Origin of the sequence: Streptomyces sp. CT34, from assembly GCF_000805335.1 — a bacterium.
In the GTDB taxonomy this organism is placed as follows: Bacteria; Actinomycetota; Actinomycetes; order Streptomycetales; family Streptomycetaceae; genus Streptomyces.
The window spans coordinates 6,983,626-7,005,668 of sequence record NZ_KN708638.1; the positions used below are offsets into that span (position 1 = coordinate 6,983,626).

The following is a 22,043-nucleotide window of genomic DNA, read 5'->3' on the forward strand; positions in this document are numbered from 1 at the left end:
ATTCGGACCTGTCAGTTCCCCCCTTTGAGGGCTCGCATGTTCACCGAGTCGATCGCGCAGCGCGACCAGTCCAGATCACCGCGCGAGCCCAGCTCATCAAGGATCAGCCGGTGTAGCTTCGCCCAGACGCGGGCGGCGGACCACTCGGTGAAGCGTCGGTGCGCGGTCGGTCCCGACGGCCCGAAGACCGGCGGCAACTGCCGCCAGGTGCAGCCCGTTGTGGCCACAAAGATGATCGCCGCGAGTACCTCGCGGTCACCGTATCGGCGCCGGCCCCCGCCCTGCGGCCGTGACGGAGTAGGCGGCATCACCCGCTGGAACAGGTCGTACAACTCGTCCGGCACCAAACGCTCCACAATCAGCACGAGTCAAGGCTACCGACAAGACCAAATGAGACGACGTCTAAGACAGGCGGTGAAGGGAGTTGACACGGCGTCGGTTCTCCACTTACGTACGTTGAGTGTAGCCGCTTGGCTGCATGTTTTTGGGGGGCGGGCTTCATCGCGCAAGCGATGGAAGCCGGGGAATCAACCCCAGGAGACATGCGGCGCGAAGCGGCTTGTTGCTTGTCCGGGGGCTGAGTTCCTCGCGGGCCCGCCCTTCCCGACTGGGAAGGACTGGCGGTGTCGTCGCAGGTTGAGCCATCAGAAGAGAACTCTGCTGTTTCGGGTGCTGAAGCCGCCCGGGAATCCCCGGCGGAGCTCGATCACCGCAAGGTCGACTTGATCGCGCTCGTGTGCATCCTGGCCGCCTGCACAGCGATCTGCCTGTCAGTTGGTGCGGCGGCGCTTCAGGCCGTGATCGGCGCGGCCGGAATCTTGTTCGCCGCATGGCGGACACCACCGCGGGCCGGGCGGGAGCCAAGATCGACCTCGGCCCAACGCCGACCACACCGTCGCCCCGATGCGCGACGTTGATGGGGCTCGTTGTGATCGTTCGGGGCCAGTGACGCGTCTGTTAACGGCGCCCGGGGGCGGGCTGGCTCTGCCATCGGGCGGCGCGGAGCTCGCCGAGCGCGCGGGCCAGTTGCTTCCGGAGCTGACGGTTCTCTCGGTGAGCCGGCGGTTGCGTTCGTTGGCGGCTTCCAACCGTCGAAGGAGCGAGGCATCGGAGGCCCGCTGCCGGGCCGGCACCGAGTCGGCGGACGCTCGTCGTCGCGCGGCCCGAAGCCGTTCGATCTCGGCTCGCAGGTCGGGCTGGGTGTGGAGCCAGGACCGCGAGACGCCGGCCGCGCGGGCCACGGTGTCGAAGGTGACGGTCGCGCCAGCGGCGTCGATCTCGCGCAGGGCCTGGATCGCCTTGGCCCGGGGGTACTCGTGGCGGTTGCGGGCCGCGTCGACGATATGTCGGGAGTTGTCAGCCCGCATCGGCCACCTCCGATCCGCCGCCGGCCTCGTCGTCCTCCAGGGCGGTGATGATCTGGTCGAGGTTGCCGAGGACCTGCTGGTTCATCTCGGCGACGCGGAGCTGGCCGCGGGCCTTCGGGGGCCGAGACGATCTGCAGGAGCTGTTGATGCTGCTGCCGGTGCTGGGGCAGGAACTCCGGGGTAGTGACGAACATCGGGCAGGTCAGGCAGACTTCTCTGAACTTGTCTCCGCAGAGGTTGGTACAACCCACAGCTATACGGGGCCCTGATCAGTGGACGGCAGCGGGTAGTTGTCGTGGATCAGCTCGCGGAGGTCATCGCGAGCCACTCGCAAGTTGTGGAGCGTCCCCTCCATGTGGATCACCATCGTTCGGAGTGTCTCCACGGAGGTCTGAGGGTCCGTCAAGGTCGCAGTGAATCGGCTCCGGTGTTCGGTCACCCAGGTCGCGCGGTTGGTCACCGCTTCTTCGAACGAGGCCAGCAGGTCAGGGCAGTAGATCCGCAGCATGCTGCGGAGGGTGCGCCGCGCCGCAGCCCGGCGTTTCGAAGCTCGCCACCGCTTGAGCCAAGGGCCTGAAGGGCTGAGCACGCCTTCGATGTCCACGGTGGTGCGTTCGATGTACCCGGGGAAGATATTCAAGTGCCCAGTCGCCATCTGCGAAGGCACCCCCGACCCGGGCGGCATCCGCGGAGCCGGTGGGGGCGCGAGAGGCATCGGCAGTCGCGCACGGAGTGCTTCTCGCGCGACTCTGTTACTTTCCTCGGCGCTCTCGCACCAATCGTCGAGGATGATGAACAGCTCCATGAGGGCTTCGCGAACGTTGGGCCACTTGCTCTCGGGCTGGGCGAGAGTGCTCTTGATGCCCTTGGCGATGCTCGCGCTGGCTTTCGCCACCGTCGCGGCTTCAGCACCTGTGATCACGTATTCCCCCCGGGGTTCGCTTCCACGTGCGGTCCCCACTATCTCGTGAGTGGTCGTGGCGTGTCTGGGGCAACGTCATACTCGCAAGGCTGGGATCACGAGGTTGACGGGTGGGCGCTTGCCGCGGCGGCGGTCGACCTGGGCGAGCTTGTCCTCCGCCCCGGCGAGACTGACGCGGAGTCCTTCGACCTCGCCGAGCCAGCCTTCCTTCTCGGCTTCGGCGATGCGGTCGAGCAGGTTGTCGCGGATCTCGGCGAGCCGACCCCGCTGGGCGGGATCGGGGCGCAGGAGGGAACAGCGCAGCCTGCTTCTCTGAACTATTTCTCGATCTTGGTTGTGGGCCGTGCGGCGGCCCAGCTTCGTGGGTTCATCGATCACCCCGCGTGACGGGGATGCCGAGGTCGACGGCCACGTGCTTTCTGGGGTGGCGATCGAGTTGGCGGAGTTTCTGCTCGGCGCCCGCGAGGCTGTCTTGGAGACCTTCGACCTCACCGAGCCAGCCTTCCCACTCGGCTTCAGCGATTCGGGCGATCAAGTTGTCGCGGATCTCGGTAAGCCGTGCGCGTTGGGCCGGGTCAGGTCGAAGGAGTGCGCATCTGACGCATGCGTGCTCATGAATGCACGGGGTCCCGAAGGCGCGTGCGCAGGTGCCGATGGACACCTTCCGCTTCTCGAAGTGCGCGAGGAAGGCGTCCCACTCCTCTTCGGTCGGGGTCCGGTACTCCTCGCTGGGCCGAGTTGCCCGCCGGCGGGCGATGAAGGCCCGGTGGGCCTCGATAGTTTCGGCGGGATAGACCGCTTTGTAACCAACCGTGGTGTCGATGCTCTTGTGCCCGCAGATCACCTGGGCAATGTGCGGGGGCAGGCCGTTCATGATGGCGTCGGTGACGAAGATGTGGCTTGTGCCCGCAGAGGCCGTGTGCAGATGAGTCCGTGTGGTCATTGAGCAGCCATTCCGAGGACGCCTTATTCGTCACATTGACCGACGTGCGTGTTGCATTCCAGCGGCGACTTTGTGATGCATATCACTGCCGCTGGTGGGGTGTTGAAGCGTTCCCGATCACGCGCCGTTTCCTCCATGGTGTTCCGCAGAGCCTGTTCAGGGCGGCCAGGCGACTCGGTCGACTCTTGCCGGGTGCGGCGGCTTGGGAGGCCGGTTCGGTCTTCATAGCCTCGCGGGCGAGGCGGTAGCGGTCGGCCTCCCGTATCAGCTCGCGGTGACGCAGCTGGTGGATCTCGGTGTCCATCCTCGCTCCTCTTCCTGCCGGGTGATTCCGCCGGCCCGCTGATGTTGTGGCTTGCCCCAAGGGCAAGGTCAACGAGCGGCTTTGGCTGCGAAGGGAGCGAGTCTCCGATGGCCGCAGGGCCACGCGCCCGAGGATGTGCGCGTCTCAACTGCACGATCAATTGACCGTCGCCGACGAACGTCCGGAGGGGAGCCGGGTGACGCGGCTCGCGTCAGCGGCTGTCTGCCGAAGGTGGACGATCTCCTCGTGTTGGGCGGCGAGCCGGGCCAGGGCCTGGGTGCGGAAGTCGGTGAGCTCGTCGACGGCCTGTTCCGACGCGGTCAGCCGTTCCTTGAGCTTGGCGATCTCTGTCTTGAGCCGGATGATTTGCGCTTCGCGGGGGTCGGGGATCTCGCCGACCTGCTGCAGGGCCTGCAGACGTCGCTCGAAAACTTCGCGGAGATGAGCGTAGGGGCGAGTGCCGTAGAACGCGGTGCGGTCGACGGCGGCCTCGTTGGCGAGAGTCTTGATGTCGCACTTCCCGCCGGGCGGGATCTCGCCTCGGAGGAGCCGGTCCATGGCGGCCCGGATGCGGTTCTCCTTCTCGGCCCGTTGGGCTGCGGAGATTCTCATGCAGATTCCTCGTCCATGGTGCCGGCGGCGTCGATCTCGGCGACGACACGGAGGGCTCGGTCGTAGTCGGCCTGAAGCCGGGAGCGTTCGGTCTTGCGTGTGGTGCCGAGTTGGCCGAGGAAAGTCCCGGTGCGTTCGGCGTGCTCGGCCCAGACGGGGCGGTGACAAGGGTGATGGGTGGCCTGCGGGCAGTGGGCGGAGTCACACATCCCGACCAGTGGACGGTTTGCCGTCGGGGTGCCGGCCAGCTTGAGACAGAGCGCCCGGGACGGGTCGGTGAACCAGCAGTAGTTCGCGGGCCCGAGGTGGAGGACCTTGGCGCGTTTGGTCAGCAGGTTGAGCACGTCGCGGTCACTGCGCTGGGTCTTCGGCGCCTTCGCGGCGGTCGCGTCGAGTTCGGCGTCGATGTGCGCGAAGAACTCGGTGAGGCTGCGGGCGCCGGGGCCTGCCGGGAGGACGCCTTGCTGGTAGTTTCGGAACTCGGCGAGGACGAGGTCGAGGTTGCGGTCGCTCTCGTGCTTGTTGACCTCGGCGAGAAGCTCGGCCTGAGCCCCGCCAGGGCGGGAAGCATAGCCTTCTGTCGTGGCCACGGCGACGTGCTTGAGATGGATCTTGGAAGCCAGGACTCCGCCGGGCCGGTAGGCCATTTCCAGAGCCAGGGTCCGCCTCAGCATCCTCAGATTCACAGGCCCGTCAGGGATGGGTGCGAGCCCGAGCCGTTGCCCGGAGCTGGAGTTGATCCAGTTCCTGAACCATCGGTATCGGACGTCGAAGGCGAACCGGCCGAACAGCAGGGCGCCATCCTTTGGGCTGTCGTGCAGTTGCTCGGTGAGCTCGACGGCGCGATAGACCGGCTCGACGACGACCCATTCGTCGTCGGTTCCGCCGAGCGGCTGGCCTGTGACGACCTTGCTGGCGATCCGGAACCGGCTGAGGCCGGGAACAGGTTCCTCGGGCGGGCGGCGGCAGCCGACCCGGAGCTCCATCAGTTCACTCGCGCGCATTCCGGACACCGTGGCCAGCGTGATGATCGCGGCGGTGCGGACGATGCCGACCAGGGCAACGGCCTCCAGCCGGTGCAGGGCAAGTGTCCAAGGCAGCGAGGATGTCCCGTCCGCTGCCTTGACCTCAGCAGCATCACGGCCGAAGGCCCTCTCCACTCCCACCACTGCAAGGGTGGTCTCCAGCGGTCCGCGCAGGATCGGGAGCCATCGTGACCAGAACTGGCTGGCCCCGGCCTGCCGGGCCAGAACGCCCGTGGCCACCGGCAGCAGCAGATCATCAGGATCCCAGCCGCCGGCGAGCCGGTCAGCGATGTGGTGGTCGGCCAGCATCGGCAGCGGTGTGCACGTTCGCTCGTACTCGGCCAGCAAGCTCGTGAACTCGGCCACCGGCGCGGAACCAGCCGGGCGGAGCCCTTTCGCCTTGCAGGACGAGCTGCGGTCGGCTTCCCGTACTTCCCGGGCGAGTTCGACAGCGTGAGGACCGAGAGTGGAGACCCAATAGAGCGCGGCGGCGAGCATCGGCTGCAGCACGGTGCCTTCAACCGGTGGGGTCTTGTTCTGGCTCCGGCCGCAGGGCATCTCGGCGACGGCCGCGGCCGTGGCACCACCCCACGGCCGCAGGTCCGCAGAGACGCGGTCGGCAGTGAACAGCTCGCGGTAATTGACGAGGTCGACGACGACCTGTGCGGCCGAGCGCCTGGTTCCGTGGCTCTGTTCACCAACGACGGTCCCGTGCTCGTCGAGCACGAAGCGGCGGTGGGCCAGGTATGCCTCGCAGAGCCGGGTGTCGAGCTGTTCCAGACCGGGGACTTGCTTGTCTTCCAACCATTCGAAGAATCGGTTGAGTTCACCCAGCCGGCCCGCGCAGGTGGTCAGGTGCAAAAGGCGGTTCGATAGGCGCGGGGCAGCGGGATGACCGACGCGTGTCTGGGGGCGAGCATCGCCAGCACGAGTTCCTTGGCGACCAGCGGCCAACGAGCATCGGTGATGGCCGCGAAGTCAAAGCGCCGTGTGCATCGGGCCATCTGAGCCGGCAGACCGACGACGTGGGTGAAGTCCCAGATGTCGTCCTCGAAGTGCGGACGGTTCGCCTCGTCGGGCAGGGCAAGACCGGCCTCGTGGCAGACGTCGGCGCCTGGGAGGACTGCGGAACGGCCGTCGAAGGAGGAGACGGCAGCGGGGGCGGTCACGCGGTGAGCTCCTCGGGAAGCAGGGGCAGTTCGTCATCCCGGTCGGCGACACCAGCGGCGGCCGGGGCGAGAACGGCGGGATCGAAACGGTCCAGGACTTGCTGGATGCGGGCGGCGTAGGGCCCGAAAACGGCCGTGAACTGGGCGGCGGGCATCTGCTGCCACTGCCGGGAGAAGAACGCCTTCAGCCGCAGCAGGTTGACCGCGTGCCGTGGGGCGAAGACCGCCAACGGGCAGAGTAGACAGACCCACGGGCGGGCCGGACAGGGCTTTCCCTTCGGGCCGTGCAGCCCGGAGAGCTGGTCACCGCAAGCCGCGGTGAACACATCGCGCTGCCCGCCGACCAGCTCGGCGATCGCCGCGTCGTCCAGGTCCATGGCAGCGACCAGCTGCGGATAGCCCTCGGCCAGTACCGCAGCGTCCTCTTCGGTGATTACGGTGGGCGGGTGGGAACGTCGCAGCATGTCGTGCTGGGCGTCCTCGATGATGGTCTCGACGGCTCCTTGCTGAGTGGGGGTGACGGCGGTCAGGTAGTGGTCACCCTCGGTCGACGGGTGTGGTTCGGGTCGATCGTCGCCCGGCCGCTGCCGGTCCAGGCGCTCTTGTCCCGCATCGCCTCGTGGGTGGTGCGGATCCGGGAGCGGTGGATCTTCAAGGGGCGCCCGTCTGCGGATCGGGGAGGGGAGCCCGGGGCCGCAGCGGTGGTCGGGATGGCCACCGGGCTCCCCCATGTAGTGCTACTTGCGCGACCAGACTTGGTTGGAGGTGGCCCAGCAGTCCCGGATCTGCAGCAGGGCGGCGCTGTCGGAGCCGCCGGCGTCCAGACACGTGCCGGACTGCGTGTTCGTGGCCGTGCCGTTCGTGTGGCACCGCCACTGCTGCGCTGCGGTGCGGTTGCACGAACGCAGGTGCGTGCGGGTGTCGTTCGCAGTGCTGCCGGACACGTCCAGGCACTTGCCCGTCCTCGGGTTGACGACGGTGGAGCCTGCCGTCATCTGCTGCCGGTTCCGGTCGGCGGAGCAGTCCCACAACTGGACGGGGGTGCCGTCCGAGCTGCCCCGGCCGCTGGGGTCAGGGCTGCTTCTGCTCTGCTGCCTCACGACCGCGCCGCCCGCCAGGCGCTCCCGTTGGGGGTGTAGGAGAAGTTCTTCACGCCCAGGCCGGGGCCGCCGACCCATGGTTCGAAGCCGAACTGGACGCTGGTCATGTACCAGGAGGGCTGCAGGTAGCCACGTGTGATCGAGTCGTTGGTGAAGTCCTTGATGTTGACCGTCAGCGTGTTGGTGGGCTGCTGGCGGACGTAGGAGACTGTGTTCCACTGGGTGTTGGTGCCCTGGCGGGCGTACCACACGTCCCAGTTGGCGCCCTCCAGCTGGACGGTGCCGACCTTCGTGCCGAATGGCTGCGGGGGGCCGGAGTGGTTGGCCCAGATCATCAGCTCCTCACCGTTGTTCTGCCCGGTGGGGTGGGGGTTGGTGTCGAACCAGATGTCGTAGGAGGCGTCCCACTGGCCGCTGTTGGGGGTGGTGAGGTTCACGCTGGACTGCGGGTTGGTGAAGGACGACACCTGTTGCGGTAGGCCGTTGCCGCTGGAGCATTTGCCCCAGTGGCAGCCTGCGTAGATCGACGGATAGGCCGCCGGCGCACCGTGGCCCGCCAGGTTGTGGTAGCCCGAGGCGTAGGTGAAGCCGCCGTCGAAGGCGTCGATGCACTGCCGGATGTTGTCGCCCCACTCGTTGTTCTGGACGATGTACTTTCCGCCCGACACGGCCGTGCTGCCTGTCTGGTCGCAGAGGGTGGTGGTGCCGGTCGACGCCGATGGCGCCGTCACCAGTGACGCCGATGCCGACGGCACTGTCACCAGTGAAAGTGTGCCGATGAGCGCGGTGGCCAGTAGAGCCGCTATTGCTCCGGCCCTGCGTCGTGGCCGCTTGGGTATGTCGCTCATGGTGGTTTCCTCTCTCTGTCACCCGGGCGCGCTCCGCTGCGCCCGGTTGGTCAGTGTTGGTTGTGCTCCTCGGGGCCGGGTTCGATCCGTACGGGGCAGCGCAGCATCCGCACCCCGTCGAGCCGCCGCTCGGCTCCCACGACCCGCACCCGCCAGGTGTGCCGGACCGCTGCGCTGGAAGCCGCCAGGCGCAGTTCAAGGCCGCCGGGTTCCACGATCCGGTGCCCCGCCGTACCGCAGAAGCCGGCCAGCTCGGCGTGGAACCGGAACACCACGCGGGCGCTCTCGCCCGGTGCCAGCGGGATGCGCGCGTATCCCACCAGTCGCATGTGCGGGCGTGTCACCTGGGCCACCGGGTCATGCAGGTACAGCTGCACGACCTCGGTCCCGGAGCGCGTGCCGGTGTTGCGCACCACGACCGGTACCTCCACCGCTCCGTACGCCGTCATCTCCTCCGCGCCGGGGGCGATCGACTCCGGCTCCCAGGAGAACGATGTGTACGACAGCCCGTGCCCGAAGGGGTACAGCGGGGTGGGGTCCAGGCTGCTGACGTCGCCGGCCAGGCCGAGCTGCGGCTGCAGATACGTCCACGGCTGGCCGCCTGGACCGTGCGGGATGCTGACGGGCAGTCGGCCGGATGGACACACCCGGCCCGACAGCACCCCGGCCACCGCCTGGGCTCCTTCCTCGCCGGGGAAGAAGGCGAGGATCGTCCCGGCCAGGCGGTCGCTGTAGTCGCCGAGTGCGTAGGGCCGGCCCGCGAGCAGCACCAGGACCACTGGCGTACCGGTCTCGACGAGGGCATCGAGCAGCCTGCCCTGGCGGCCGGGCAGGCGCAGATCGGCCGCGTCGCAGCCCTCTCCCGAGGTGCCGCGCCCGAAGAGTCCGGCACGGTCGCCGAGCACTGCCAGGCACACCTCGGCTTCCGCCGCCGCGCGCACGGCTGCCGCGAAGTCGTCGGGCTCGTTATCGCCCTCGTCGTCCACCACAGTGCAGCCCGCCGCGTGCGTCACCGTGGCGCTGGTGAACTCCGCGCGCAGCGTCTCAAGCAGCGTCGGGATCTCGATGCCCAGCGGCGTGCCGGGATGCTGCGGTGCGACGTGCATCGGGAAGGAATAGCAGCCGAGCATGGCCGCCGGGTCGTCGGCGAGCGGGCCGACGACGGCGATTCGCCGCGGCCCTTGCGCCAGCGGAAGCAGCCCATGCGGATTGGCCAGGAGCACCGCGGACTCCTCGGCAAGGAGGGCCGCCAGCTTCCGGTTGCCCGGCGGGTCGAGATCCACCGGGCCAGGGGAGGGCTGCGGGTCCCAGTCAGCGTCCAGCAGGCCGAGTTCGCACTTCTGCAGCAGCACCCGCCGCGCCGCCCGGTCCACCAACTCCTCGGCTACCAGCCCCTGTTCGACAGCTGCGATCAGTTCGGTGCCGTAGGCGTGCACGGTCGGCAGTTCGACGTCCACCCCGGCGGTCAGCGCGAGTGCGGCGGCCTCCGGGGCGTCCGCGGCGACCCGGTGCAGGGTCTGCAGGAAGGCGATGCCGAAGTAGTCGGCGACGACCGTCCCGGCAAACCCCCATTCTTCGCGGAGCAGTTGGGTGAGCAGTTGCGCATCGGCCGCCGCCGGTACGCCGTCGATCTCGGCGTAGGAGTGCATGATGGAGCGGGCACCGCCCTCCCGGAGCGCCAGCTCGAACGGCGGCAGCAGCACATCGGCCAGCTCCCGCCGTCCGATGCGGGCGGGCGCCAGGTTGCGGGCCCCGGTCGAGGCGGAATAGCCGGCGAAGTGCTTGAGCGTGGCGACCACTCCGGCCGACTCAAGGCCCCGTACGTAGGCGGAGCCGACGGTGCCGACCAGGCACGGGTCCTCGCCGATGGTCTCCTCCACGCGTCCCCAGCGCGGATCGCGCACCACGTCGAGTACGGGCGCGAGCCCCTGGTGGATGCCGACTCTGCGCAGGTCGCGCCCGATGGCGGCGGCCATCTCGGCCACCAGGTCGGGGTCGAACGACGCTCCCCAGGCCAGGGGCACCGGGTAGCAGGTGGCTCTCCAGGCGGCGAACCCGGCCAGGCACTCCTCGTGGGCCATCGCCGGGATGCCGAACCGGCCTGCGGCGGTGATCTGCCGCTGCGCGCGGGCCAGTGCCTGGGCGCCGAGTGTCGGGTCGATGGGGGCGGTGCCGAACGGTCGTGTCAACTGGCCGATCCCGAGCGGGATCAGGGCCTGCCAGTCGACATCGGCCGGAAGGTTCTCGTGCAGGTGCGGGGCGACCCCGTCGCCTTGCGGGTCCGCGCCGACCCAGATGCCGTACAGCTGCGCTGCCTTCTCCGGCAGTGTCATCCGCTCAAGCAGTGCGGCGACCCGGCGCTCGGCGGGCAGCGCGACGTCTTTCCACGGGGGCAGGGCGGGAAGGGGGGCATCGACTGGTAGGTGTGCCGACATGGTGGCGGCCATCCTCGTGTTCGGGGACCTCGGCGGGCGGCCTGCCTGTAGGTCCGAAGGGCGATTCGAGGGTCTTGTTCGTCAAGCGGATGCGTGTCGCGGGAACCGGGCGCGACAGGATGTCGTGGTACTGCGCGGCCGGGTGTCAGGCGGGCGCGAGTGGGGGCAGGGTCCCGGTGCGGGCGACCCGGGCGTACCACCGACCGCTGTCCTTGACGGTGCGGCGCTGGGTGTCGTAGTCGACCCGCACCAGGCCGAAGCGCTTCTCGTAGCCGTACGCCCACTCGAAGTTGTCCAGCAGCGACCAGACCAGGTAGCCGCGCACATCCGCGCCCCCGGCGACGGCCTGCTCCACGGCCTGGAGGTGGGAGTGCAGGTAGGCGGTACGGCGCGGGTCATGGACGCCACCATCCGGGTCGAGGGCGTCGTCGAAGGCGGCGCCGTTCTCCGTCACGAGCAGCGGCAGCCTCGGGTGGCGGTGGGTCGTGCGCAGCAGCAGGTCGCGCAGTCCGCCGGCATCGACCGTCCAGCCCATGGCGGTGCGCTCACCGGGCGGCTGGTGGAAGCGGACCAGGCCGTCGGTGCCCGGCCAGGGAGAGGCGGCGCCGGTGCCGTGGCCGTCCTCGCCGGACACGTCGCTGTCGCCGGGCCGGGGACGGGAAACCAGGGTGGGCGTGTAGTAGTTGATGCCGAGCAGGTCGATCGCGGGTTCGCGGGGGACGTCCTGGGGTTTGACGAAGGACCAGTCGGTCAGCTGCGCGGTGTCGGCGAACAGGTCCTTGGGGTAGCTGCCGTCCAGCAGCGGTCCGGTGAAGATGCGGTTGGCGAGGTTGTCGATGCGCCGCGCGGCGTCGTGGTCGGCATCCGAGCCGGTGAGTGGGCGGACCTCGTGGAGGTTCAGGGAGATCGCCACCCGGACCCCGGGGTGTGTGCGCAGCGCTTCGGCGGCTCGCAGATGGCCGAGGTTGAGGTGGTGGGCGGCGCGCAGCGCGGCGTCCGGTTCGGTGCGGCCGGGGGCGTGCACTCCGGAGGCGTAGCCCTGGAAGGCGCTGCACCAGGGTTCGTTGAGGGTGGTGAAGGTCGTGACGCGGTCTGCCAGCGCGTCGCCGACCAGAGCGGCGTACTCGCCGAAGCGCTCGGCTGTGGCCCGTTCCGGCCAGCCCCCGCCCGCGGCGGAGCCGCTGATGGATGCAGTCTCCAGCTCCTGTGGCAGATCCCAGTGGTAGAGGGTGGGCAGCGGGGTGATGCCTCGCTCAAGGAGCTCGTCGACGAGCCTGCGGTAGAAGTCCATGCCCGTGCGGTGCAGCGGGCCTCGGCCGCCCGGTTGCACCCGGGGCCAGGAGATGGAGAACCGATAGGCGTTCAGGCCGAGTTCGGCCATGAGGGCGACGTCTTCACGGTAGCGGTGCAGGTGGTCGCAGGCGGTCTTGCCACTGCTGCCGTCGGCGATGGCCCCGGGGCGGGCGCAGAAGGTGTCCCAGATGGACGGGGTGCGGCCGTTCTCGGCGACGGCGCCCTCCACTTGGTAGGCGGCGGTGGCGCTCCCGAAGAGGAATCCGTGGGGAAGAGGCATGGGGGTATTCCTTGTCTGTTCGGCTCGGTGCCGGTGATGGCGCCGGAACCGGCGGCACACGTGGGTCATCGACGCGCACGGAGTGTCGGCGGGCGTGGTCAGCCCTTCAGCGCGCCCTGGATCAGGCCGCCGACGATGCGCCGGCCGAACACCAGGAAGAGGAGCAGCAGGGGCAGGGTGCCAAGGAGCGCGCCCGCCATGATCACCGACTGGTCGGGGACGAAGCCCTGGGCCAGCTTGACCATCGCCACCTGCACCGTCGGGTTCTCGGAGGTGAGCACGACGAACGGCCAGAAGAAGTCGTTCCAGGACTGCACGAACGTGATGAGGAACAGCACCAGCATCGCGGGCCGGGCCATGGGCAGGACCACGTGCCAGAAGATCCGGTGGGAGCCCGCTCCGTCCACGCGGGCGGCCTCGATGAGTTCGTAGGGCAGTGCTTCGGCGAGGTACTGGCGCATGAAGAACACGCCGACCGCGCTCACCAGCGTCGGGGCGATCACTGCCGGCAGGTGGTCGTACCAGCCCAGCGAGGTCATGATCTGGAACAGCGGGATCACACTGAGCTGGGGCGGGACCGCGGTGGTGGCGATGACGACCAGCAACAGTGCGGTGCGGAACCGGAACCGGAGCTTGGCGAAGGCGAATCCGGCGAGGGTGGAGAACAGCACGGTGGACAGCGCCACCGATCCGGAAACCACGAAGGAGTTGAGCACCGCCGTGCCCAGGTCCGCGTGCTGCCAAGCGGTGCCCAGGTGGCTGATCAGGTTGCCACCCGGAAGCAGCGGCGGGTTCGCCCGGTTGATGGCCTGGCTGGAGGTCGAGGCGGCGACCATCGTCCAGTACAGGGGGAACAGCGACAGCACAGTCATCAGGCCGAGCAGCAAGTAGGCGAGCGGGCCGGCGTGCGCCTGCCGCCCGGCACCGGGCCTGAACAGCGGCCGCGAGCGGCGGCCGGGGCGGGGGCGGGGGTCATCGGGGCGGCGTAGCGTCAGGGACCGGCCGGTACTGGTGGTCTCCATCGGGACGGTCACGGCGTCATCCCTTCCTTCACGGCGTCATCCCTTCCTTACGCGGCGCGCGACAACTGCCTGGATCAACGCGATCACGACGATCAGCAGGAACATCAGCCAGGCCAGCGCCGAGGCCCGCCCGGCGTTCCCGTCGGCCCAACCTGTCTGATAGAGCAGCAAACCGAGCGTCTGGTACTGGCCGTTGGCGCCGCCCTGCACCGCTTGCGGGCCGCCCCCGAAGATCAGTGGTTCGCCGAACAGCTGGATGCTGCCGATGGTGGAGATCACGACGGTGAAGACGATGGTGGGGCGGATGCCGGGGATCGTGACGTTCGAGAACTGTTGCCAGCGGGAGGCGCCGTCCAGCGCCGCCGCCTCGTAACGCTCCTGCGGGATGGCCTGCATGGCGGCCAGGTACAGCAGCGCGTTGTAGCCGGTCCAGCGCCAGATGACGATGGCCGAGACGGCCAGCTGGGAGGAGAGGGTGCCGCTCTCCCAGTCCACCCGGCCCAGGTCCAGGCCGTGCAGCGCCCAGTTCACCAGGCCGAAGTCCCGGCTGAAGACGAACTGGAAGAACAGCGCGGCGGCACCGATCGAGGTGGCGTACGGCACCAGCGACGCCACCCGCCACACCAGCGCGCCGCGCAGCCGGTAGTTCAAGAGGTGCGCCAGGCCGAGCGCCATCAGCAGCTGCGGAACCGCCGAGATGACCCCGAGGGAGAAGGTGTTGCGCAACGCCTTCCAGAACTGCGGGCTGGTCAACAGTTCGCCGTAGTGCGCGAACCCGGCCCATGACATCGCATTGAGGTCGAAGAGCTGCACGTCGTTCAGCGACAGCCAGGAGGTGTAGACCAGAGGGTAGAGACCGAACGCTCCGAACAGGACGAAGAACGGCGCCACATACGCATACGGGGTGGCCTTGAGGTCCCAGCGGTAGCGCCGGCCACGCCGTGTCGCGCGCCGCGCGTCGGATAAGGCGGTGGCCGTGTGGGCGGATGCCATGCGGATCCCTCAGCCCTTCCCGATGGCGTACTTGATCTCGCCCATGGCCTGTCGCCAGGACGTGTCCGGGTCCATGCCCTGCTGCTCGACCCGCGTCAGGCCGGTGGAGATGGCGTCGGTGATGATGCGCTGATCGGCACCGATGTTCACCGTGGGCATGCTCTTGGCCGCCACCCCGAATATCTGCCCGACGGGAGCGTTGTTGAAGTACGGGTTGCGGGTGCCGGCCACCGCGGGGGCGGCGGCCACGGTCCGGTCGGACGGGAAGTTGCCCGCGGCGGCGTTGGCGAAGACCTTGGCCTGCTGAGCCGGAGCGGTCAGCCAGGCGGCGAGCTTCTCGGCCTCGTCCTTGACCTTGCTGTTCTTGGGAACGGTCAGGAACGATCCGCCCCAGTTGGCAGGGGCGGGGGCCTTGGCGATGTCCCACTTACCCTCGCCCGAGGGCCCGGAGTTCTGGGAGATCTGGCCGAGCATCCAGGACGGGCAGACCACGGTGGCGAACCTGGCAGCCGAGAACGACGTGCGCCAATTGGCCTGGAACTGCTGCAGCTTGGCGGTCTGACCCGAGGTGTTGGCACGCGCTGCCAGGTCATAGGCCCGTCTGACACCGGGGTTGCTGTCGTAGACCAGCTTGCCGGAAGCGTCGTAGTAGGACGTGGCCTGCCCGAAGATCATGGCGTTGTAGAGGCCGTTGCCGGTGTCCATGAAGCGCAGGCTCTTGTCCTTGGTCTGCTTCTGAAACCTCTCGCCGACATCCACGTACTTCGCCCAGTCACCCGCCCACAGCTTGCCGACGGCCGTGCGGTCGGTGGGCAGCCCGGCCTGCTGGAACAGATCCTTGCGGTAACACACGGCCATCGGGCCGATGTCGGTCCCCAGGCCGAGCACCTCGCCGTCCTCGGCCTTGGCCTGGGCCCACTTCCACGGATAGAAGGAGCCGGGCCGGACGCCCGGGGCATGCGAGAGGTCGGCGAACATGCCGGCCTTGCTCCCGGCGATGGTGCGGATGCGGCCCACCTCGACACCGACGATGTCGCCCAGGCCCTGACCGCTGCCCAGCTTGGGCTGCAGGGCCTGCCAATAGGTGGTCTCATCGGCGGCGTTGTCCTCCTTGATGGTGATGTCGGGGTGGAGCTTCTCGTACTCCTGGAACAGCCCCGACTTGTTGAAACCCATGTTGGAGAAGGTGGAGATCCGGATGGTGACCTTTCCGGACGCCGAGCCGCCGGAGCCGCCGCAGCCCGTGGCGGCGAGGGCCAGCACCAGCACCGAGGCTGCGGCAACCGTGGTGCCTCGCAGTGCTCTGCCAGATTTCATCGCGACCCCTTCCGTACGACGAAACTTTCCGAATATTTCTCTGACACGTGTCGGGCAACGTAGAGCACCCCCGCTGCGGCGTCAACGGACATTTCGGGCAGGTCACGGAAAGGGATCGGAGCTTGTTGCCGGGTGGGCATGCCGAAAACTTTCCGAAATAATCGGAGTTATTCGCGCGTATGCTGGCCACAACGAGCCGACACAGAGACGAGGTCGCCCATGCCCGGCCGACGGAGCAGTAGCGGAACGACGGTCACGTCCGGGGCCGCCGATCCCGCCGCCCGGATCACCATCGCCGAGATCGCCCGTGAGGCCGGGGTGTCGGCACCGACGGTTTCCAAGGTCCTCAACGGCCGCGACGAGGTGGCGCCGGAGACCCGGGCCCGCGTCGAGGAGTTGCTGCAACGGCACAATTATCTACGCCGTCGCGCCCGCCCGAAGAAGACGGTCGGCCTGGTCGACCTGGTCATCCGCGAGGTGGACAGCCTGTGGGCGGGCGAGTTGATGCAGGGGGTACAGAGCGCGGCGGCCGAGCACGGCAGCGAGGTGGTGGTGACCGCAACCCACGGAACCACCACCCACACCCGGCGGTGGCTGGACCGTGTGTCACAGCGCGGCTCCGACGGAGTCATCCTGGCGGTCACCGACCTCACCCCGGCACAGCGCAAGCACGTCAACTCCCTGGACATCCCGCTTGCCCTGATCGACCCGGTCGGCAGCCCCGATACTGGAGTGCCGACGGTCGGCGCGACGAACTGGCAAGGCGGCATGGCCGCGACCCAGCACCTGATCAACCTGGGGCACCGCAGGATCGGCATCCTGCAGGGCCTGGAAGAGACCCTGTCCGCGCGGGCGCGCCTGGACGGGTACCGCGCGGCGCTTGAGGGAGCCGGCCTCGCGGTCGATCCGGCACTGCAGCAACCCGGTAACTTCTACTACACGACCGGGTTCTCCGGCATGCGTGACCTGCTCGCGCTCGCCGACCCTCCTACCGCGGTCTTCGCGAGCAGCGACCTGATGGCCCTGGGCGCATATGAGGCGATCCGGCAGGCCGGACTACGGGTCGCAACCGACGTGAGCATCGTCGGGTTCGACGACGTCCCGAACGCCGCCTGGGCATCCCCGCCGCTGACCACGGTGCGCCAGCCGTTGCGCGAGATGGCGGCCCTCGCCGCCCGCATCGTGCTGCAGGGCGCGGACGCGGTGCTGCCCGGCCCCACGTTGCGGATGGAGCTGGCCACGCACCTGGTCGTCCGGGAGAGCACCGGGGCCGCGCCCGGCGTGTCCACCACCTGAGCCGGACCCCCCCCGGGCCTTGTCGTAGGGCCGGTGCGGCTGGCGGTTGAGGGCGTCGGATGCCCGGCCGCTGCGCCTTGGGGACGGCTCATGCCGGAGGGTGACGGGCGGCGGACGGTTGTCGAGCTGGAGCACGTGCAGACGACGGTGAATGACTTCTGGGGCCGGCCCGGGGCCCGAAGTGTCGGTACCGGCAGGGGTCCCGTGCCGAGAGCGTCGCAAGGTAGACGCAGAGCCTTCGAAACTTTCGAGTCGCCAGGGGGCCGGGGCCCCGCCGAGGGGGCTTCCGCGCTGACTGAAGTTGTGGGTGCGCAGTCTGTTGACGCCAGAGGAGAGGGCTTCTAAGGTCCGTCAATAATTCGGAAATTGCTCCGAAACTTTCGGACGGCGGAATGCCCGCCTTGCCCGGTTATGCCGCCGGATCCTGCCCACCACCCGAAGAATGGGGACAAGATGGCGACCCGCACGACTATCGACCCGCCTCCTGAGCGCAGGCCCCGACGCTCGCGCACCCACACCGCACTGGCCCTCGGCACGGCGGGCTTACTCGCCGCCGCCGGCGTCACCGCCCTCGCAGGCACCGCCCAGGCCGCCAATACGCTCGGCGCCGCGGCCGCCGAGCAGGGCCGCTACTTCGGCGCCGCCGTCGCCGCAAACCACCTGGGCGAAGCCCCGTACGCCTCGACACTCGACACCCAGTTCAACTCCGTGACGCCGGAGAACGAGATGAAGTGGGACGCGACCGAACCCACCCGCGGCACCTTCACCTTCGGCTCCGCCGACCAGATCGTGAACCACGCCCAGAGCAAGGGCATGAAGATCCGCGGGCACACCCTGGTGTGGTACAACCAGCTGCCCGGCTGGGTCGGCGGCCTCGGCACGGCCGACGACGTCAGGTCGGCGATGAACAACCACATCACCCAGGTCATGCAGCACTACAAGGGCAAGATCCACTCCTGGGACGTCGTCAACGAGGCTTTCCAGGATGGCGACAGCGGCGCCCGACGCAGCTCGCCCTTCCAGGACAAGCTCGGCGACGGCTACATCGAGGAGGCGTTCCGCACCGCCCGTGCCGCCGACCCGGCCGCCAAACTCTGCTACAACGACTACAACATCGAGGGCATCAACGCGAAGAGCAATGCCGTCTACAACCTGGTCAAGGACTTCAAGGCGCGCGGCGTACCGATCGACTGTGTCGGCTTCCAGTCCCATTTCAACAGCGCCTCCCCGGTCCCGTCCGACTACCAGGCGAACCTGCGGCGCTTCGCCGACCTCGGCGTCGACGTGCAGATCACCGAGCTGGACATTGAGGGCTCGGGCGCGGCACAGGCCGACGGTTACCGCAACGCCGTGCGGGCCTGCCTGGCGGTCTCGCGCTGCACTGGCATCACCGTCTGGGGCGTCACCGACAAGTACTCGTGGCGTTCTGGTGGAACGCCACTGCTCTTCGACGACAACTACACCAAGAAGCCCGCGTACAACGCGGTGTTGACCGTGCTCGGCGGCACCCCCGGCGTACAGCAAGGCCGAGGAAGGGAGTGACCGCTTCAACGGCAAGGTCACCATCACCGCGGGCAGTTCCGCGATCAGCGATGGGAACCCGACCGTCACCATCACGCCTCCGCGGAGGATCTCCGGCCCGTGGCACGGCACACCCACCTGGGGCAGCAGCGGCAACGTCATGATGATGAGGCCGAACGGCAACGGCAGCCTGGCCGCCGGAGCATCGACGAGCTTCGGCTTCATCGCCATGAAGAACGGCACCCAGCGCCCTGGGACGTCACCGTACGACGGAGCCCCCTTCACCCCCGCGCAGGCGTTCTGCCCCTGACACGGTGTCATGGAGCTTCACCTCGGCCCGCCATCGTTCTCCTGGTGGCAGGCCGAGGTGATGGTTACTGGGCAACACAGCATGCCGGAGAGAAGGAGGAATTGCCCCGGCAGCCGGAGTGCGAGGATCACCGAAGACGGCTGTACTGTGGCGCCATAACTGGCACCAGGTTCAACCTCCGGACGTTGCGGAGGTTGGGACCGCGGCGTCGGCGTATGGCCTCGGGAACCGGCTCGTTCCCTGGTGAGGCGCCGCCGATGCTGACTTTGCACTGACTTGCTGACCTCGAAAACCCTCTGACCTGCAACGATGCCTTGTTGTAGCTCTTCGGGTTCCCATGACACCGGGGTGGCGGCGGTGTTGTGGGAGTAGCGGGTTGGCCAGCACCTTTGCAGCTCAGGGGTGGTGCGGGGCGGATTGGCGCATGTGCATGTGTCGCCAGCTGAAACCTCCTCTGGCAGGGTGCATGCTGACTCAACGCTGATCGGCGGCTACTCCGGTCCGCTGGATGATCGAGTGGGTGACCACGGCCAAGCAGCGTCGTCGTCCTGGCACCAGCCAGGACGACGACGCCTGCGGCGACCCCTGTGTCAGCTTTCACGCATGGGGATTATGGCAACGTCCACTGATGGTTCGTCCCCCGTTGCAGTCCCGCAACTCCACCAGCGTGCCGTTCGACGCGCCCTGCCTCGGTGAGGTTCGTGCGCTTGCCGCTCGGTCCGTCGTGCTGCTGGACTCCGTTGGCCCAGTGTCAGTTCTGCGCGCTGGTGTCGTTGCAGTCCCACATCGGGACCGGCCTTTGTCGTTGGCGGTCGACCGCCCGTGTTGTCGTCGGCTCACTTGTGGCTCGCCGGCGCCGAGTGGATCGGTCCGGGCGGCGCAGCGGTGGCCGGCCGGCCGTAGTAGATGCCGCACCCGTCCGTGGCGATGTAGACCCGGCCGGAGACCTGGCGGTCGCCGGTCATGTCCTTGAGTCGGCAGCCGATCGCCTCGGTTGTATTGATCTTCGTCCAGCTGCCGCTGAGGTCGTCGGAGCGGAAGATGCCGTCGACCCCGTTCACGACACCGTGGACGTAGAGCGAGGGTGGCGCGGCCGGGTTCGGCGAACCGGTGCCGGGGCCCTTGCCGAACCCGAACACCCGGGCGTTGGACACGCCGGCCGCCTTGGTGAAGGTCTTGCCGGAGTCGGTCGACCGGTAGAGCCCGTTGGTGCCGAAGCTGATCCACACCTCGCCGTTGATGCCGGGGGCAGCGGCGACCTTGAACGCTCCGAAGGAGTCGTCGCACCCGACGTTGGGCAGGCCGGTTGCGCCGGTGTCGGCGAACGTGGCGCCGCCGTCGGTGCTGCGGTAGAACCTGCCCGCTTTGTAGATGTAGAACTTGTTGCCGTCCACCCGGTCGGAGGCGAGCGGATGGCAGCTGTTCCAGTTCGTGTCGGTGGGGATCAGGCCGCTGGGGGCGCCCGCCGATGCCTTCCAGCTGGATCCGCGGTCTGTTGAGTAGCGGACTTGTCCGTTGCCGGCTCCTTGTGCGGCCCAGACGATCCGGTCGGAGGCGGCTGACACGGCCACGCGTCCGGCGGCTTCGGGCTGGCTGGGGAACGGGGTGTAGGTGTTGCCGCCGTCGGTGGAGTAGCCGCTCTGGGAGGTGGGGCCGCTGTTGCCGTCGCGGCCGACGCGAACGAGGAAGTTGGGGTGGGCCTCGGAGAAGTCCAGGCCGGTCGTTGTGCCCTGCAAGCCCCTGGCCCGGTAGCTCGCGGCAGGGAAGCCGGTCAATGAGGTGTGGTCGAAACCGCCGTTGTCGGCCACCCCGCTGTGCAGGAGGGCCTGCCCGGAGGGAGGTGATGCGATGTTGGAGACGGCCACGGTCTCCTCATGGCCCTTCTCGTAGTTGGTCCAGGTCGACTGACTCGCCGTGATGTCGTCGGTGCGCCAGGTGCCGTACCAGTCGGTGTACCAGACCCGGCCGGCGTGGAACGGATCGAAGGTGACGCTGGCCGGGCTCGCCGACCAGTAGGAGTCCGGCCACCACGGGACGGTGTTTTTCCTCGTGTACGAGACCTTGGTCCAGCTGCCCGCGGCGTTGGTGGACTGGTAGATGGGGTTGTTGTTGGTGCGGTTGGCCGCGATCGTGATGACGTGGGAGGGGTTGGCCGGATCCACGCTGATCGCGTTGTATTGCGCGGCGGTCGGAGGCGTCGCGTCGCTCCAGGTCCCGTTGGAGTACTTGGCGACGCCGCTCTTGTGGGTCACGTACAGATCTCCGTTGGATGCCAGTGCCGCACGGTTGGGCTCGGTGGGGCTGCCTTTCAGCAGTGCCCAGGTCGCCCCTGCATCGGTGCTGCGGTAGATGCCGCTGCCGTACACGGAGGCGTAGAGGGTCCGGGTAGGGGTGCCGGCGGGTTCGTTGGTGCGTGCGAACAGCACGAAGGTCACGCCGCGGCCGGGTGTGCCGGTGACGGGGAACCGGGTGTCTTTGGACCAGGTGGTGCCTGCGTTGGTGCTGTGCCACAGCCCGTCTTTGCGGGAGCCGTAGTAGACGATGCCGGCCGTGCCGGGGTCGACCGCGAGCCGCTCACCGGAACTGCGCGCCGGGTCGTCGCTCTCGCCGCCCGGATTGCCGTCGATCGGGATCCCGATCCGGTTGACGGTCCAGGTGGCGCCGCGGTCGGTGGACTTCATGATGGCGCTTTCAGTGGCTGAGCCGCTGCCACCCGCCAGGTAGACGGTGCCGGGTTCGGTGGGGGCGACCGCCAGCGACTCGATCCGGTACAGGTCGCGATCGTCGGCCTTGATCCCGTCGGTGATCGGCGTCCAGCTCCCGTCATCCGGGTTCCACCGATAGGCGCCGCCCACGTCGGTGCGGGTGTAGATCAGATCCTTCTGCGCCGGGTGGGCGACCATGCCGGTGACGTAGCCGCCACCCCCGATCGCCACGTGCTGCCAGGTGGTCGACGAACTGGCGATGCTTGCGGTCGTCGCCCGCGCATGACCGTTCCCGACGACGGCGACCAGGCAGGATGCGGCGGCCAAGCCGATGGCCATGAACCATCGGGCTAGGGGCCTGAGCATCTGCTTCCTCCTTCTGAGCATCTGTTACCTCCGTGGAGAGTTCCTCCGGTAAGGGGGGACCCGCCCTGATCCGTGGCGCAGGAGCCAGGCCGGATCAGGGCGGCCGGGCGTTCCGGTGTGGGGGGCGCCGAAGGCTGAGGTGTCGCTCTGGGTGGTGATGCCGGAGCCGCCGGTCAGGCCGTGACGGTTCCCCGGCGAGCGCCCATGTCAAGTGA

General features: G+C 68.5%; 18 protein-coding genes and 2 pseudogenes. 2 read left to right on the forward strand and 18 right to left on the reverse strand.

All coding sequences use genetic code 11. The features are described 5' to 3' along the window. Positions 1–20: 20 nt before the first annotated feature. From RZ84_RS30515 to RZ84_RS30580, 17 genes and pseudogenes are all read right to left on the reverse strand, one after another. Positions 21–365, reverse strand: a pseudogene (locus RZ84_RS30515) (transposase); the annotation flags it as partial. Between the two features lie 405 nt (positions 366–770). Further along, positions 771–1,367 (reverse strand): DUF6262 family protein, encoded by a 597-nt coding sequence (locus tag RZ84_RS42405; protein WP_277816890.1) that lies wholly within the window; start codon positions 1,365–1,367, stop codon positions 771–773. Positions 1,368–1,620: 253 nt separating this feature from the next. Next, positions 1,621–2,289 carry a hypothetical protein gene (locus RZ84_RS30520; protein ID WP_157878956.1) on the reverse strand — a complete coding sequence of 223 codons (669 nt, stop codon included), beginning with the start codon at positions 2,287–2,289 and terminating at the stop codon, positions 1,621–1,623. A gap of 75 nt (positions 2,290–2,364) precedes the next feature. Continuing rightward, positions 2,365–2,667 (reverse strand): hypothetical protein, encoded by a 303-nt coding sequence (locus RZ84_RS37310; RefSeq protein WP_241777934.1) that lies wholly within the window; start codon positions 2,665–2,667, stop codon positions 2,365–2,367. Beyond that, positions 2,657–3,232 carry an integrase gene (locus RZ84_RS38445; protein ID WP_052230258.1) on the reverse strand — a complete coding sequence of 192 codons (576 nt, stop codon included), beginning with the start codon at positions 3,230–3,232 and terminating at the stop codon, positions 2,657–2,659. Before RZ84_RS38445 ends, RZ84_RS37310 begins: the two co-directional genes overlap by 11 nt. Before the next feature lie 82 nt (positions 3,233–3,314). Then, positions 3,315–3,536 carry a hypothetical protein gene (locus tag RZ84_RS39315; RefSeq protein ID WP_157878957.1) on the reverse strand — a complete coding sequence of 74 codons (222 nt, stop codon included), beginning with the start codon at positions 3,534–3,536 and terminating at the stop codon, positions 3,315–3,317. A gap of 156 nt (positions 3,537–3,692) precedes the next feature. Further along, complete coding sequence (locus RZ84_RS30535) at positions 3,693–4,148, reverse strand: hypothetical protein (RefSeq protein WP_043267552.1); 456 nt, start codon at positions 4,146–4,148, stop codon at positions 3,693–3,695. Then, on the reverse strand, positions 4,145–6,034 hold the full coding sequence (locus RZ84_RS30540; RefSeq protein WP_198540070.1) for a site-specific integrase: 1,890 nt from the start codon (positions 6,032–6,034) through the stop codon (positions 4,145–4,147). Before RZ84_RS30540 ends, RZ84_RS30535 begins: the two co-directional genes overlap by 4 nt. Next, a complete protein-coding gene (locus tag RZ84_RS39975) occupies positions 6,025–6,342 on the reverse strand; it encodes a hypothetical protein (protein WP_198540071.1) in 318 nt (105 codons plus the stop codon). The genes RZ84_RS30540 and RZ84_RS39975 overlap by 10 nt, the downstream gene beginning before the upstream one ends. Then, entirely contained in the window at positions 6,339–7,073 is a 735-nt protein-coding gene (locus RZ84_RS30545) for a hypothetical protein (RefSeq protein WP_198540072.1), read from the reverse strand. Before RZ84_RS30545 ends, RZ84_RS39975 begins: the two co-directional genes overlap by 4 nt. A 6-nt stretch (positions 7,074–7,079) precedes the next feature. Continuing rightward, positions 7,080–7,442, reverse strand: a complete 363-nt coding sequence (locus tag RZ84_RS37320) for an RICIN domain-containing protein (protein WP_157878958.1) — start codon at positions 7,440–7,442, stop codon at positions 7,080–7,082. After that, complete coding sequence (locus RZ84_RS35655) at positions 7,439–8,290, reverse strand: GH12 family glycosyl hydrolase domain-containing protein (protein ID WP_078894370.1); 852 nt, start codon at positions 8,288–8,290, stop codon at positions 7,439–7,441. Before RZ84_RS35655 ends, RZ84_RS37320 begins: the two co-directional genes overlap by 4 nt. A gap of 50 nt (positions 8,291–8,340) precedes the next feature. After that, positions 8,341–10,725 (reverse strand): beta-xylosidase/alpha-l-arabinosidase, encoded by a 2,385-nt coding sequence (locus tag RZ84_RS30560; protein WP_043271298.1) that lies wholly within the window; start codon positions 10,723–10,725, stop codon positions 8,341–8,343. Between the two features lie 145 nt (positions 10,726–10,870). Further along, on the reverse strand, positions 10,871–12,298 hold the full coding sequence (locus RZ84_RS30565) for a GH1 family beta-glucosidase (protein ID WP_043267556.1): 1,428 nt from the start codon (positions 12,296–12,298) through the stop codon (positions 10,871–10,873). Positions 12,299–12,396: 98 nt separating this feature from the next. Beyond that, entirely contained in the window at positions 12,397–13,320 is a 924-nt protein-coding gene (locus RZ84_RS30570; protein WP_043271300.1) for a carbohydrate ABC transporter permease, read from the reverse strand. 36 nt (positions 13,321–13,356) lie between these two features. Further along, a complete protein-coding gene (locus RZ84_RS30575; protein WP_043267559.1) occupies positions 13,357–14,313 on the reverse strand; it encodes a carbohydrate ABC transporter permease in 957 nt (318 codons plus the stop codon). Positions 14,314–14,322: 9 nt separating this feature from the next. Beyond that, complete coding sequence (locus RZ84_RS30580; RefSeq protein ID WP_043267561.1) at positions 14,323–15,630, reverse strand: ABC transporter substrate-binding protein; 1,308 nt, start codon at positions 15,628–15,630, stop codon at positions 14,323–14,325. Between the two features lie 219 nt (positions 15,631–15,849). Between RZ84_RS30580 and RZ84_RS30585 the strand changes: the two genes are divergently transcribed. Together RZ84_RS30585 and RZ84_RS30590 are read left to right on the forward strand one after the other, a co-directional pair. Beyond that, positions 15,850–16,926 carry a LacI family DNA-binding transcriptional regulator gene (locus tag RZ84_RS30585; protein WP_052230260.1) on the forward strand — a complete coding sequence of 359 codons (1,077 nt, stop codon included), beginning with the start codon at positions 15,850–15,852 and terminating at the stop codon, positions 16,924–16,926. Between the two features lie 453 nt (positions 16,927–17,379). Further along, positions 17,380–18,757: pseudogene (locus RZ84_RS30590) on the forward strand (endo-1,4-beta-xylanase). Positions 18,758–19,593: 836 nt separating this feature from the next. On the opposite strand, the gene RZ84_RS30595 reads toward RZ84_RS30590, so the two are convergent. Beyond that, complete coding sequence (locus RZ84_RS30595; protein ID WP_157878959.1) at positions 19,594–21,828, reverse strand: WD40/YVTN/BNR-like repeat-containing protein; 2,235 nt, start codon at positions 21,826–21,828, stop codon at positions 19,594–19,596. Positions 21,829–22,043 lie beyond the last annotated feature (215 nt).

What these genes read in the sequence shown, in the direction of transcription:
- RZ84_RS42405 (WP_277816890.1), bottom strand. Translation starts at nt 1,367, where the DNA reads ATGCGGGCTGACAACTCCCGACATATCGTCGACGCGGCCCGCAACCGC.
- RZ84_RS38445 (WP_052230258.1), bottom strand. Translation starts at nt 3,232, where the DNA reads ATGACCACACGGACTCATCTGCACACGGCCTCTGCGGGCACAAGCCAC.
- RZ84_RS39315 (WP_157878957.1), bottom strand. Translation starts at nt 3,536, where the DNA reads ATGGACACCGAGATCCACCAGCTGCGTCACCGCGAGCTGATACGGGAG.
- RZ84_RS30535 (WP_043267552.1), bottom strand. Translation starts at nt 4,148, where the DNA reads ATGAGAATCTCCGCAGCCCAACGGGCCGAGAAGGAGAACCGCATCCGG.
- RZ84_RS30545 (WP_198540072.1), bottom strand. Translation starts at nt 7,073, where the DNA reads ATGGGGGAGCCCGGTGGCCATCCCGACCACCGCTGCGGCCCCGGGCTC.
- RZ84_RS35655 (WP_078894370.1), bottom strand. Translation starts at nt 8,290, where the DNA reads ATGAGCGACATACCCAAGCGGCCACGACGCAGGGCCGGAGCAATAGCG.
- RZ84_RS30560 (WP_043271298.1), bottom strand. Translation starts at nt 10,725, where the DNA reads ATGTCGGCACACCTACCAGTCGATGCCCCCCTTCCCGCCCTGCCCCCG.
- RZ84_RS30565 (WP_043267556.1), bottom strand. Translation starts at nt 12,298, where the DNA reads ATGCCTCTTCCCCACGGATTCCTCTTCGGGAGCGCCACCGCCGCCTAC.
- RZ84_RS30570 (WP_043271300.1), bottom strand. Translation starts at nt 13,320, where the DNA reads ATGGAGACCACCAGTACCGGCCGGTCCCTGACGCTACGCCGCCCCGAT.
- RZ84_RS30575 (WP_043267559.1), bottom strand. Translation starts at nt 14,313, where the DNA reads ATGGCATCCGCCCACACGGCCACCGCCTTATCCGACGCGCGGCGCGCG.
- RZ84_RS30580 (WP_043267561.1), bottom strand. Translation starts at nt 15,630, where the DNA reads ATGAAATCTGGCAGAGCACTGCGAGGCACCACGGTTGCCGCAGCCTCG.
- RZ84_RS30585 (WP_052230260.1), top strand. Translation starts at nt 15,850, where the DNA reads ATGCCCGGCCGACGGAGCAGTAGCGGAACGACGGTCACGTCCGGGGCC.
- RZ84_RS30595 (WP_157878959.1), bottom strand. Translation starts at nt 21,828, where the DNA reads ATGCTCAGGCCCCTAGCCCGATGGTTCATGGCCATCGGCTTGGCCGCC.